Source organism: Microvirga sp. 3-52, from assembly GCF_018383585.1.
Taxonomy (GTDB): domain Bacteria; phylum Pseudomonadota; class Alphaproteobacteria; order Rhizobiales; family Beijerinckiaceae; genus Microvirga.
Map to the genome: position 1 here is coordinate 341,643 of NZ_JAHAMK010000001.1, position 13,181 is coordinate 354,823.

12 protein-coding genes are annotated in these 13,181 nt (G+C 58.8%); 8 read left to right on the forward strand and 4 right to left on the reverse strand.

Annotated elements, in window-relative coordinates:
* Positions 1 to 326 precede the first annotated feature (326 nt).
* The 3 genes from KHP60_RS01590 to KHP60_RS01600 form a co-directional block, all read right to left on the reverse strand.
* On the reverse strand, positions 327 to 1,103 hold the full coding sequence (locus KHP60_RS01590) for an SDR family oxidoreductase (protein WP_213561777.1): 777 nt from the start codon (positions 1,101 to 1,103) through the stop codon (positions 327 to 329).
* Between the two features lie 29 nt (positions 1,104 to 1,132).
* Positions 1,133 to 2,509, reverse strand: a complete 1,377-nt coding sequence (locus tag KHP60_RS01595; protein WP_213561778.1) for an FAD-binding oxidoreductase — start codon at positions 2,507 to 2,509, stop codon at positions 1,133 to 1,135.
* Between the two features lie 67 nt (positions 2,510 to 2,576).
* Positions 2,577 to 3,776, reverse strand: a complete 1,200-nt coding sequence (locus tag KHP60_RS01600) for a mandelate racemase/muconate lactonizing enzyme family protein (RefSeq protein ID WP_213561779.1) — start codon at positions 3,774 to 3,776, stop codon at positions 2,577 to 2,579.
* A 442-nt stretch (positions 3,777 to 4,218) separates the two neighbouring features.
* On the opposite strand from KHP60_RS01600, the gene KHP60_RS01605 reads away from it, so the two are divergent.
* The 4 genes from KHP60_RS01605 (at position 4,219) to denD (ending at position 8,192) form a co-directional block, all read left to right on the forward strand.
* Positions 4,219 to 4,761 (forward strand): TRAP transporter small permease, encoded by a 543-nt coding sequence (locus tag KHP60_RS01605; protein WP_213561780.1) that lies wholly within the window; start codon positions 4,219 to 4,221, stop codon positions 4,759 to 4,761.
* Entirely contained in the window at positions 4,758 to 6,041 is a 1,284-nt protein-coding gene (locus KHP60_RS01610) for a TRAP transporter large permease subunit (protein ID WP_213561781.1), read from the forward strand. The genes KHP60_RS01605 and KHP60_RS01610 overlap by 4 nt, the downstream gene beginning before the upstream one ends.
* A 35-nt stretch (positions 6,042 to 6,076) precedes the next feature.
* Complete coding sequence (locus tag KHP60_RS01615; RefSeq protein ID WP_213561782.1) at positions 6,077 to 7,087, forward strand: TRAP transporter substrate-binding protein; 1,011 nt, start codon at positions 6,077 to 6,079, stop codon at positions 7,085 to 7,087.
* A 124-nt stretch (positions 7,088 to 7,211) separates the two neighbouring features.
* A complete protein-coding gene (denD, locus tag KHP60_RS01620; protein WP_213561783.1) occupies positions 7,212 to 8,192 on the forward strand; it encodes a D-erythronate dehydrogenase in 981 nt (326 codons plus the stop codon).
* A 550-nt stretch (positions 8,193 to 8,742) separates the two neighbouring features.
* Here denD and KHP60_RS01625 read toward each other — a convergent pair.
* On the reverse strand, positions 8,743 to 8,928 hold the full coding sequence (locus tag KHP60_RS01625) for a hypothetical protein (protein WP_249688396.1): 186 nt from the start codon (positions 8,926 to 8,928) through the stop codon (positions 8,743 to 8,745).
* 306 nt (positions 8,929 to 9,234) lie between these two features.
* Here KHP60_RS01625 and KHP60_RS01630 point away from each other — a divergent pair, with 306 nt between their 5' ends.
* The 4 genes from KHP60_RS01630 (at position 9,235) to KHP60_RS01645 (ending at position 13,168) form a co-directional block, all read left to right on the forward strand.
* On the forward strand, positions 9,235 to 10,554 hold the full coding sequence (locus KHP60_RS01630) for a globin-coupled sensor protein (protein ID WP_283770666.1): 1,320 nt from the start codon (positions 9,235 to 9,237) through the stop codon (positions 10,552 to 10,554).
* Between the two features lie 276 nt (positions 10,555 to 10,830).
* Positions 10,831 to 11,043, forward strand: a complete 213-nt coding sequence (locus KHP60_RS01635; RefSeq protein ID WP_213561785.1) for a hypothetical protein — start codon at positions 10,831 to 10,833, stop codon at positions 11,041 to 11,043.
* A 203-nt stretch (positions 11,044 to 11,246) separates the two neighbouring features.
* The gene (locus KHP60_RS01640; RefSeq protein WP_213561786.1) at positions 11,247 to 12,227 is read left to right on the forward strand and encodes a S1C family serine protease; all 981 of its coding nucleotides are present in this window, start codon (positions 11,247 to 11,249) and stop codon (positions 12,225 to 12,227) included.
* Positions 12,228 to 12,331: 104 nt separating this feature from the next.
* Positions 12,332 to 13,168: an aldo/keto reductase gene (locus tag KHP60_RS01645; protein ID WP_213561787.1), complete on the forward strand. Its 837-nt coding sequence runs from the start codon at positions 12,332 to 12,334 to the stop codon at positions 13,166 to 13,168.
* Positions 13,169 to 13,181: the final 13 nt, after the last annotated feature.

Sequence of the window (13,181 nt, forward strand, 5' to 3'; positions counted from 1 at the left end):
ATCGCACCAGGCGGTATAGAAATCGCCGGTCCGGTCTAGGACAAAGACAGTCGGTCTGTTCGACACGGCCGACCAGCAGGCGGATTCAACGGCGAACTTCAGGGCCTTTGCGCGAAAATAGAACGATCCGAGATCTCTTCCGAATTGAGAAACCGTCCAACGATTATGCTTGAATGCAACGCAGTATGCTCCGTGGGGCATGAAGCACCTCCCAAGTAGCTTTTCTGGCAAATCACAGGTGCCGTAGCTAACGGTCCTGGACGGATATTGCAACCGCGAATGACGGTTTATGCCGACAAAGCTTAAGGATCAGTTTCGAGGCGGATTCAGAGTGAGGCCGTCACGCCTCCATCAACATAGATGATCTGCCCGTTGACGAAATTCGCGGCATCGGAGGCGAGATAGACCGCAGTACCAATAAGATCCTCCAGTTCTCCCCAGCGACGGGAGGGAGTGCGGGCAATGAGCCAGTCGGAGAAGGCTTTGTCGTCAACCAGGGCTTGGTTGAGTTCCGTCTTGAAATAGCCTGGCCCGATGCCGTTGACCTGAAGGCCGTACTTGCCCCAATCGATCGCCATGCCTTTCGTCAACATCTTCACGGCACCCTTCGTCGCCGTATATGGCGCGATGGAAGGGCGGCCCAGTTCACTTTGAACCGAGCAGATGTTGATGATCTTTCCCCGAGCGCGCGGGATCATCTTTCTGGCAACTGCTTGGCCCACATAGAAGACGCTGTCGACATTCGTCGTCATCAACTCGTGCCAGGTTTCCTCCGGATAATCCTCAAGGGGGGCTCGGCACTGCATTCCCGCATTGTTGATCAGAATATCAATGGGACCAATGCTGCCTTCGATCCGATCGACGGCAGCCTTGACGGCCGTGCTGTCCGTCACATCGAAGGGCATCTCGAAGACGTGCAATCCCTCATCTCGGAATTTTTGAGCCGCATTGGCGACTTTGTCCGGCTGGCGGCCGTTCAGGACGACACGTGCTCCCGCACGCCCCAGGCCAAGTGCGAGAGCAAGGCCAATGCCCGTGCTCGATCCCGTCACGAGGGCAATGCGTCCGGAAAGATCGAAGAGACTCGGCATTTTCACGTTCATCCTCCGCTCCTGAATGAGCGAATGCATTCTTAGAGAATGCGGCCCGGATTGAGGATACCCTCAGGATCAAGCGTTTGTTTCATCTTCATCATCAAGGCAAGCTCGGTTTCGGTCCGACTCAAAGCAAGGTAGGGGCGCTTGATGCGTCCGATCCCATGCTCCGCGGATATGGATCCACCGAGCCTTGAGACCAGTTCGTAGACGAGCCCCTGAACGCCTTTCTTGATATCGTCGGTCATGTCGTGGATTGCCACGTTGATGTGGATGTTGCTGTCGGCCACATGCCCGAAGACGACGTAAACGGCATCGGGCCATTGCTTCGGCATTTCCCGGCGCAGATGGGCGACCGCCTCCGTCATGCGGTTCAGGGGCACGCTGACGTCGAAGCGGATCTCTTCCGGCAGGAAGCGGCCATACTCGTAGGGTGTTTCCCGATAGGCCCAGAACCGGTTCCTGTCGGCTCGTGACTGGGCGATGACGGCATCCTTGATGAGATCCTGTTCGTAGAATTCACTGAGCAGGAGAGAGAACGCTTCTGTTCCTGCCGGACCCTCGCCCATATCGGCCTCGATCAGGAGTGTCACGTCGTGTTCCGACTCGAAGGCAGGCGGAAGTCCGCAGATCTCGGTTGCGACGGTCATGAATTCCCGCCACATGGCCTCGAAGACCAGCAGGCGTCCTGGATGAGCCTGCTGGAATCGGCGCAGGACAACGAGAGCATCATCGAATCGGTCGACGGCGCAGAGAGCCGTTTGAAGGCCTTGAGGTTTGGGATGCAGACCGATCACCGCCCGGGTGATGATCCCAAGTGTTCCCTCGCTGCCGATGAAGAGCTGCGTCCAGTCATATCCCGCATTGTTCTTCAGCATCTTGTTGAGCGAGCGCACCACGGTGCCGTCCGCGAGAACGACTTCGAGTCCGAGCGTGTTGCGCCTGGCCATGCCGTAGCGCAGCACCTGATTGCCGCCGGCATTGGTTGCGATGTTGCCGCCGATCGTGCAGGTTCCGCGCGCTCCGAGATCGATCCCGCACAGGAAGCCGGCCTCGTCCGCCGCCTGTTGAACGACCGCGAGGGGCGTTCCAGCGAGCGCCGTGAGCGTCGCGCTCGCCGGGTCGATCTCCTCGACCCCGTTCATCCGCTCGAGGGACAGCGCGATCTCACCCGTCTGCGGGTGAGCACCGCCGGCAAGTCCAGTCAGCCCTCCTTGCGTGACGACGGATTGGCGATGCTCATGGCAGATCCTCAAGGCCGTTGAGACATCCTCCGTCGTCTGAGGAAGGATGAGCGCCTGGGGAACTGCCGGCTGGAGACCGCTGGCATCCGCATGATTGCGGGAGGGAATGTCGGGGCCGGTGCGGATCTTTGATCCCAAGGCTTCGACAAGGGCGTCAATCACATTGCTCATCGTGTTCCAACTCAAACTCTCAAATCGTCGCGGTCGAATGACGTAGCCGTACGTGGTCCCTTTTTGACTAGGGCTCGTTCGTCAGCCGGATGATCGCGTCCGGGCGCTTCCAGAGTTCCGGCTGCAGTTCAAGCCCCAGACCTGGCTTCATGTTCACCGTGACCTCTCCTCTTCTGACCGTCGGCAACTCCGTCACGAGTTCCGTGTACCAGCCAGTATAGAAGGCCCGGACGCTCTCCTGAATCAAGGCATTGCGCGCATGCAGGGAGAAGTGACAGGAGGCGGCGTAGACCACGGGGCCCGTGCAGTCATGGGGCGCGACAGGAACATGCCAGGCTTCGGCCAGCGCTGCGATCTTACGTGCCTCTGTCAGACCGCCGCACCAGGACAGATCGAGCATGGCCACGCCGGCGACGCCGGTTTCGAGGTATTCCCGGAAGGCGTGGGTGTAGGACAGGGTCTCCGAGGCACATACCCAGGCCTTCGAGTGCTCCGCATATTCCTTGAGGTCGCCGATATTGTCGAGGCGGAAGGGGTCCTCGTGCCAGTAGGTCTCGAACTCGGTCAGCGCCGAAGCAAGCTTCTTGGCCATCGGCAGGCTCCACAGGGAGTGGAACTCGACCATGATGTCCATCTTGTCGCCCACGGCATTTCGAATCTTGGCAAAGGGCTCGAGCGCCGTCCTCATTTCGTCGGGTGAGATGTCGTATCCATGGCTCCGTTCGGCCGCGACGTCGAACGGCCAGATCTTCATGCCCGTGATGTCTTGCTCCAGGAGGGAATGAGCGAGATCGTCGGCATGGTGCAGGAATGCCTCCAGATCTTCATAGGCACCCTCGGCATCACCGATACCCCAGTTGGCGACTTTCTGGGCACGACTGTCGCGAATGTAGCGGTAGCCCGCACAGGTATTGTAAACCCGGATCTTGTCCCGGGAGCGGCCACCCAGCATATCGCAGACTGGTTTGCCATGAGCTTTGCCGAACAGATCCCACAAGGCGATGTCGATGGCCGAATTGCCACGTGTCTCGACGCCCGCGGAACGCCAGCCCAGATAGTTCTGGAGATCGCGGTTGATGCCTTCGATCTGAAGAGGATCGCGGCCGATCAACTTGGCCGCGACCGTCTCGTGAACATACGCCTCGACGGCCGCAGCTCCCATGAAGGTCTCACCAAGGCCGACAAGCCCCTCGTCCGTGTGGAGAAGGACCCAGATGATGTTTGCGAATTCCTGGAGACGGATTGTCTCGACGCCTGTGATCTTCATGGGATCCTCGTCGCGGCTACGCTCTTGTAATTGTCAGCAGAGGCGGAAGGAGCAATCCGTCTCCCGGATATCATCGAAGCTGCCGCGCCGGCGATATCCACGGAAATGCTCTGCATAAGCAGGTATTCATAAGTCTAAGATGAAACAAAGGTGCATTTCAATACGTGCTCTGGTTCGCCCGGATTACCCCAATGACACTCACCTTGAAATCAGCATTGATCCTGTTCCAGGCGAAAAAACAAGAGAACGAAACCACGGATGGGCCATCCCCGCTGTCATGCATGGCAGTTTGCCTTCGGAACCGTTCCATCCGCTGAATTGACACGTTATGTACCTGAGCCTTAGATCGGGCACCATGTTTCGCCTTCAGAGGACTTGAAGAGTCCTCCGGAGCGAACAGAATCAATGGGCGCCGAGAAGGGTCCAAGGGCAGGGAGAGATTGTGAGCAGGATAATTTCCTTCTTCTTCAAAGGCTTGGAAGGCCTGCTGGTTCTTCTGCTGGCGGCCATGGTCGTCATGGTCTTCGGCAATGTCGTATTGCGCTACCTTTTCGATACCGGGATCGACGTTTCGGAAGAGCTCTCTCGCTTCTTCTTCGTATGGCTGACCTTCATCGGTGCCGTGGTAGTGGGACGTGAGAATGCCCATCTGGGCGTCGAAACACTGGTCGCCCGGCTGGGCGATAACGGGCGTAAAGTTTGCATGGTCCTGTCCGACCTGTTCATCATCGGCTGCTGCGCCGTCTTCTTCTGGGGGACATGGCAGCAGGCCGAGATCAACGCCACGAATTACGCGCCTATCACCGAGATCTCGATGCTCTGGGTTTACGGGGTCGGGTTCTTCACAAGCATCGGTCTGGGACTGATGGCCATCCTTAGAATCCTGCGTGTCGTCACCGGGCGCGTGAGCGAGCATGAGCTCAAGGCCTTTGCCGGCGACTACAGTGGTGATGAAGCCCATGCTCTGAGGGAGCGACTCGAGTGACAATCGTCGTATTCCTCACATCGCTTCTCGGAGCCATGGCACTCGGAATGCCGATCGCCTTCGCGCTGATCGTCTGTGCTCTCGCGCTCATGCTCTGGCTCGGCAATTTCGACAGCCAGATCGTGGCTCAGAACATGATCATCGGTGCCGACAATTTTCAGCTTCTGGCCGTCCCATTCTTCCTGTTGGCCGGAGAATTGATGAATGTCGGAGGCCTGTCGAAGCGCATCGTCAATTTCGCCTTGGCATGTCTCGGGCATATCCACGGCGGCCTTGGCTATGTTGCGATTGTGGCCGCACTCATTCTCGCTGCGTTGTCCGGCTCCGCCGCCGCGGATACGGCGGCTCTCGCGGCGATCCTGATCCCCATGATGCGGAATGCCGGATACGATATTCCACGGGCGGCGGGTCTCATCGCGGCTGGCGGCATCATCGCTCCGGTGATTCCACCATCGATCGGCTTCATCGTCTTTGGCGTTGCGGCTAACGTTTCGATCTCCCAGCTCTTCCTGGCAGGCGTTGCGCCTGGATTGATGATGGGTCTGTCTCTTGTCGTCGCCTGGGCCATCGTCAGCAGAAGGGACAAGATGAAGACGGCCCCGCGCACCACCATGCGTGAGCGCGGCAAAGCCTTCATCGATGGATTCTACGCCCTGCTCATGCCAGTGATGATCCTCGGCGGCATCAAATGGGGCATCGTGACTCCGACCGAGGCGGCCGTGCTGGCGGCCGTCTATGCGCTCGTCATCGGCATGTTCGTCTATCGCGAACTGAAGCCGTCGATGCTCTACGGCGTCTTCCTCACGGCCGCTAAGACGACAGCCGTGGTGATGTTTCTTGTCGCCGCGGCGCTCGTTTCCGCCTGGCTCATCACCCAGGCGAACATACCGGCCGAAATCAGCGGTCTCATCGAGCCTCTGTTGGGCAACAAGACCCTGCTCATGTTCGCCCTGATGTTCCTGGTCGTCATCGTCGGAACCGCATTGGACTTCTCGCCGACGGTTCTGATCCTGACGCCTGTTCTCATGCCGATCGTCAAACAGGCTGGCATCGATCCGGTCTATTTCGGGGTGCTTTTCATCATCAACAACGCCATCGGTCTCATTACGCCTCCGGTTGGAATTGTGCTCAATGTGGTGAGCGGCGTGGCCCGCGTACCCATGGGGGCCGTTATCCGCGGCGTGAATCCGTTCCTGATCGCCCAGCTCATCGTGCTCGTTCTGCTCATCGTCTTCCCCGACCTGGTTATGGTTCCCTTTTCCTGGTTGCGGGGACGATGAGCATGCTGACAAATCAAAAGAGAGAGGAAACTACCATGAAAGCTTTCAAATTCGCTCTTGCTGCCGGTATCGCCGCAAGCGCAATGGCGGCCCTTCCGGCCTATGCCCAGTTCACGGAGCGCAACATCCGACTGTCCAACGGCGTGAACGAAGATCACCCCAACGGCAAGGGTGTCGAGAAGTTCAAGGTCTGCCTTACCGACAAGTCCGGTGGCAAGATGAAGGTCCAGGGCTTCTGGGGCAACGCCCTGGGCGGCGATCTCCAGGCCACCCAGGCTCTCCGCTCCGGCACGCAGGAGATGGTCGTCACCTCGAGCTCGCCGCTCATCGGCATCCTGCCTGAACTTGGCGTTTTCGACCTGCCGTTCCTGTTCGCCAATGAGAAGGAAGCAGACACCGTTCTCGATGGCGAGTTCGGCAAGCATGTGGACGCGAAACTCGAAACGGTCGGTCTCGTCAATCTGGCCTACTGGGAGAACGGCTTCCGTAACCTCACCAACTCACGTCGTCCCGTCGAGAAGTGGGAGGATTTCAAGGGTCTGAAGGTTCGTGTCATGCAGAACAACGTGTTCCTCGACACGTTCAAGAACATGGGCGCCAATGCTGTGCCGATGGCCTTCGGCGAAGTCTTCACGGCCCTTGAAACTAAGGCAATCGACGGGCAGGAAAATCCGTTCGTGACCATCGACACCTCCAAGTTCTACGAGGTGCAGAAGTACCTGTCCGTGACCCGCCATGCGTATACCCCGTTCCTCGTTCTCTACTCCAAGAAACTTTGGGACGGGCTGTCGAAGGATGAACAGGCGGCTCTGCGTGATTGTGCCGTCGTCTCTCGCGACGAACAGCGCAAGGTTTCGCGCGAGCTCTCGCAGGCCTCGTTGAACAAGATCAAAGGCGAAGGCATCGTGGTCAATGAGCTGAATGCCCAGGAAGCCAATCGCATGCGCGAGCAGGCGAAATCGGTCTGGGAGAAGCATGCGGCAACGATCGGTCCTGAGACGGTCAAGTTGATGCAGGCAGAGCTCGACAAGGTTCGGCAAAAGTAATCCAGTCGCTCTGATCGGAGCTGCGCCGCTCGAACAAGTCAAACATCGAGCGGCGTAGCGATCCTTTTTTCAACCTGGACGTCACTTGAGACGAACGGGTAAAATTTGAAAAGATTGTTGATCGATGCAGATCCTCATTCTCGGGGCGGCCGGGATGGTCGGCCGCAAGCTTACGGAACGCTTGGTGAAGGAAGGCCGATTAGGGGGAGACGCGATCACGCGTCTCGTTCTGCATGACGTGGTCGAGCCCGAGCGCCCTCAGGCATCCTTCGCCATCGATACGCTGAACTCCGATTTCTCCATTCCGGGAGAGGCGGCGAAGCTCGTTGCGAGCCGTCCCGATGTCATCTTTCACCTTGCCGCCATCGTTTCCGGCGAGGCCGAGGCCGATTTCGACAAGGGATATCGGATCAATCTCGACGGCACCCGGTTTCTGTTCGATGCTGTCCGCACCATTGGAGACGGATACAAGCCACGGCTCGTCTTCACGTCCTCCATCGCCGTCTTCGGTGCACCGTTTCCGGAGGCGATCGGGGATGAATTCTTTCTGACGCCGCTCACGAGCTATGGCGCGCAGAAGGCGATGGGTGAGTTGCTGCTGGCCGATTATACGCGGCGTGGATTCTTCGATGGCGTAGGAATCCGACTCCCTACCATCTGCGTACGGCCTGGGAAACCCAACAAGGCGGCATCGGGCTTCTTCTCAAGCATCATCCGCGAGCCACTGAATGGCCAGGACACGGTCTTGCCGGTCTCGACGGATGTTCGCCACGCCCATGCCTCGCCGAGATCGGCCGTCAATTTCCTTGTCCATGCGGCGACCATCGATACATCCAAGATCGGTCCGAGACGCAATCTGACGATGCCGAGCGTGTCGGTAACCGTGGGTGAGCAGATCGATGCGCTTCGTCGCGTTGCCGGCGAGGGGGCCGTTGCCCGAATCCGGCATGAACTCGACCCGAACATCATACGTTTCGTCGAGGGATGGCCTCGCCGCTTTGATGCCAACCGTGCTGAAAGTTTGGGCTTCCGTGCCGAGGCCAGTTTTGACGAAATCATATCCATCTACATCGAGGACGAACTTGGCGGCGTCGTTCCAGCGTGACCGATGCTCCATGGGGGAGTGATGGAGGTGATCGACCGTCGAGAAGGCTCTCAGCCCTGAGGTCGCTCAGGAAAGAAGCGCTGTCTGAAGGAAGCCCATTTATGGATTGCCCAGAGCGTGAAGCGTCCCACGGGCTTCTGCAATATGGGTACATCATAGGCGATCAACAGAAGCCCCAAGGGAAGCATCCATAATCCCAAGAACGGGAGGATGGAGAAGATCCCACCAAGGATGAGGAGGATTCCCGCCGGAATCCTGACCCATCGCGAATCGGGATGGCGGAGGCTGCGAAGGGCGCGGGCGACCTTTCCCGGCACCTCATGCTCCAGGCGTCTGAATGCCCTCCTCAAAACGGCTCTTCCGCTTTCCTGTCTCATGCTCTTTGCAATATCCATCGCCGAGAGGAGTTCCGTGAATGTCTCGGAAGAGAGGCTAGGATGCTCTCAGGCTCGGCCTTTCTGGTCTATGGATATTGAACGCAAGCTGAATCCGCGCCTTATGTTCCGGTGCACGTCAGACAAAGAACAGGTGCGGTTACGCCTGCATAGCGTTAGAGATTGAGATCGGAGAGTGCGTCGGCGACAGCCTGCGCACCTTGTTCCCGAACCCGCATGATCCTGAGAGCGCGTTCTTTCTGCTCAAGACGGTAGAGATAAGGATCGAACTCGAGCGGAAGGACCGGATCGCCGAGATAGCGCGGCTTTTCTCCCCGTTCGTGATAGTCTGCCCTCAGCATCTGCCCGAGATGTTCCTGTACCGAGTGGGGGAGCGGCGGCACGTTATGACGCGCCGATAGTGCCATAGAGCCCGGTTGAACGGAATTTAGACCATTTGCAATGTTATCAAGCATCGTGTAGCCCCGCAAAACTGCCTAGGTTAACGCGCAACCAGCGACCGGGTTTCAGTTCCGATCGGCACAAAATGACGCGGATTCCGCGTTCAGCCCTCGGGCGGGGTTGGTTCGGCAAGCCCCGACCAAGCCCGGCAACATAGAGATCTTCTCCATTACCGAGTTTGGAGAAGAACCTTGCAACACGACTCATTGCTTGCTGAACGGCTCAGGTTCATGGGCATCGATGGTGGGGTTTGCCACGATCTTCAGTCGGTATGGAAAGATATATCCCCTGAACTGCCGAAAATCCTCGAGCGCTTCTACACGCATATGCATCGGCAGCCGCAGCTGTCCAAATTGATTGGGTCGCAACAGTCCCGGCTCGTTTCAGCTCAGATGTTGCACTGGGGTAGGCTTTTCAGCGGCAGCTTCGACGCAACCTACGTGGAAGGTATTCGCCGCATCGGTCTGATCCATAACAGGATTGGCTTGGAGCCCCGCTGGTACATTGGAGGCTATGCCTTCATTCTCAATGAGTTGGTTCATGTCCTCTCGAAGAAGCATCGCTTCAGTGGGGCATCGTTCGCGCGCAAGCTGACGGTGGTGAACCAGGCGGTCATGCTGGACATGGACTTAGCCATTTCCGTGTATCAGGACGCCTTCGTTCAGGATCGTCAGAAGAAAGGTGAGGTTCTGTCGCAGGCAATCGATTCGTTCTCCAACGCGGTGCGGGAGAGCCTGCAGATCTCGGGCCAGGCGAGCGGCGCTCTCTCGGAGAGTGCGACGGTCCTCGATGAGGCAACCGGAAGTGCCAGTAACCTTGCCATTCAGGTCACGACGGCGGCCGAGCAGACGGCTTCCAACATGCAATCGGGAGCCGCCGCGACGGAACAGCTGGCATCGTCCGTTCGTGAGATCGGGCAGCAGGCCAGCCGATCGGCGGATGTCGCGCGGCACGCCCTCGAGAGCTCTCAACGCACGAAGGAATCCGTCAACGGATTGGCCGACCAGGCCAAGCAGATCGGGGATGTGGTCGATCTGATCGAGCGGATTGCGGCTCAGACCAATCTGCTCGCACTGAATGCCACGATTGAGGCGGCCCGTGCCGGGGAGATGGGAAAGGGCTTTGCCGTTGTGGCGCAAGAGGTCAAAACCCTCGCCAACCAAACCGCCAAGGCGACAACCGAGATCGGCTCACGTATCGGTGCGATCCAGGAAGCGACGCAGCGCAGCGTGTCCGATATCGACGACATAGGCCGCATCATGGAGGAACTGAGCGGCATTGCGACGGCAATCGCGGCTGCCGTCGAAGAACAGGCTGCCGTGACATCGGAAATCGCCGTAAACGTCAACCAAACCACCGATCATACCCACGCGGTTGTCCGGAGCATCGAGGCTTTGACCGGATCGACTGCCTCTGCGGCAGCCGCAGCGCAGCACGTCTCAAGCGCCAAGCATACCCTGGATCAACAGCTTCAGCGCCTGAGACAGGACATCGACCAATTCCTTGCAACGGCAAGGGCCGCCTGAAGAAGGAGCGCGGAGAAGAGCGAACGTCACCGGCTCCTCCCGGCTTCAGGCGTCGGTCGGAGCGGACACGGCACAGCTGGAGGAATAGGGCCGACAGGGTCCGATCTACTTGTCTTGTCTGCCTGTACAAAGTCGACGGAAGTAGTTTTGGCCCCGAATCGTGTCTTTTCGGGTACAGACAGGACTCCGCAAATCAGACATCTTGCCGACAGTTGATGCCGGAATTGCTTTCCGGGTATTTGACGGAGCCGTGGGGGCTTCTGTGTGGGGGCACAGGTGGATCAGACGGATCAGGAAATCGAGCATATCGCTCGGGCATTTTTTGTCGCTAGGCATGAAGCTGGGGTTTGGGAAACTGCGTCGCGGATTTTGAAGCACGAGTTCCGTCTTTATGCCCGACATGCTCTCTGTATGCTTGAAAAGAAGCAAGAGAACACTTGGGTCGACAGCTATGATGTGGCCCCGGCTCAATCCCTTGAGGCTGCCTGACGAAGCCCTCCTGCCGCCGGAGGGACAAAGGTTTGATCCCTAAAGCACCTCCGGGAATGGACCCTATGGTTAGACGTCTGATCGAGCCGATACAGGCATCACGGCTTTTTGTGCGTCAAAAGGGGGAGGCCTGTTGAAGGCTTCGCATTTCCTGCCATTTTGAATGGGTGCAGACTCTCTGCCGGGAGTCTGAGGAGCATTTCATGCAATCACCCGACGAATGGGAAATCCCTCCTGAGTACCAGCCTGATCCGAGAACCCTCGGGTATGACCTCAAGGATGCTCTGGCCGCCGTAGTTTCCCTTCGGGCACGGGTTTCCGACGATGCGTTCACCGCTGAGACGCTCGGTACGGAACGGGCAGGACAGGGTGTCGTCATCCGGGATGATGGCCTTGTCGTCACTATCGGCTACCTGATTGCCGAAGCCGAGGAGGTCTGGCTGACCACCAACAAGGGCCGGGTCGTCCAGGCGCATGTCCTTGCTTACGATTATGAGAGCGGTTTCGGATTGGTGCAGGCGCTCGAACCCCTGGGCGTGCCGGTGCTGGCCCTCGGCGACTCCCGCCATCTGGAACCCGGCGATCAGGTCGTCATCGGGGGCAGCGGAGGACAGAGCCATTCCCTCGCCGCACAGGTCGTCGCCTGCCAGGAATTCGCCGGCTATTGGGAATATCTCATCGATCCGGCCATCTTTACCGCGCCGGCCCATCCCAACTGGGGTGGAACGGCTTTGATCGGGCCGCGTGGGGATCTGGTCGGCATCGGTTCGCTCCAACTCCAGCATCAGGCTTCCGGCGGCACGGTGGTGCCCCTCAACATGAGCGTGCCGATCGACCTCTTGAAACCTATCCTGGATGATCTCTTGACCCGCGGGCGGACCAAGAGCCAGCCGAGGCCTTGGCTCGGATTCTATGTTGCGGAGGCAGAGGACGACCAGCTCACGATCATCGGCTTGGCCGGTGATGCGCCAGCACAACGGGCGGGGTTGCGGGCCGGGGATCAGATCCATGCGGTTGCCAGCCAGCCCGTGACATCCCTGGCGGAATTCTATCGCGCCATCTGGGCCCTGGGCGCCGCCGGCGTCGACGTGCCGCTGACACTTGAGCGGGAAGGGGACATGTTCGATGTGACCGTTCGGTCTGCTGACCGGGGCCGCTTCATGAAGGGGCCCCGCCTGCAGTAACCGTCGTCGGACGGAAGCGAGTGCTTTGCGCTGACCGCTGCGTCGTTCTCGCCACAATCCGGCAATTCCTGAACGGGCATCGATCCTCAGGTGGAGATTGAGACATGAGCCTGAAAGTCGCGCTGCCAAGTGGTGAAACCGTGCCGGCCCTCGGGCAGGGAACGTGGCAGATGGCCGAGACGGCAAGCCGCCGGGGGCAGGAGATCGAAGCGCTTCGCGTCGGTGTCGGGCTTGGGATGACGCTCATCGATACGGCCGAAATGTATGGCGAGGGCGCCGCAGAGGAGCTCATCGCCGAAGCTCTTGTAGAACAGCGGGAACGGCTTTTCCTCGTAAGCAAAGTCTACCCCCATAATGCGAACCGCGTTGGCGTCGTGCAGGCCTGCGAGCGCAGTCTCAGGCGCCTGAAGACAGACCGGCTGGATCTCTATCTGCTGCATTGGCGTGGAGGTGTGGCATTGGAGGAGACGATCGCCGGGTTCGAGGAGCTTCGCAGCTCCGGCAAGATCCGCCAATGGGGCGTCAGCAACTTCGATGTCGACGACATGCAAGAACTGCTTGAAATTCGTGGAGGAGAGAACTGCGTCACCAATCAGGTACTTTACAATGTGACACGCCGAGGTCCGGAGTTCGATCTTATCCCCTGGATGGCCGAGCATCGTATGCCGCTCATGGCCTACAGCCCGATCGAACAGGGCAGGCTTCCGCGTGGTGGTGTTCTACAAAAGATCGGACGGAAGCATGGAGCAAGCGCGTTCCAGATTGCTCTGGCTTGGCTTCTCCAAAAGCCGGATGTGATTGCGATTCCGAAGGCTTCCAGTCCCGGCCACGTGCGGGATAATCATCGAGCACTTGAGATCCGGCTCGATCCGGAGGATCTTGAGGCCATCGATGCAGAGTTTCCCCCGCCAGAGCGCAAGCGCCCGCTTGAGATGATCTGATACGCTATCGAGA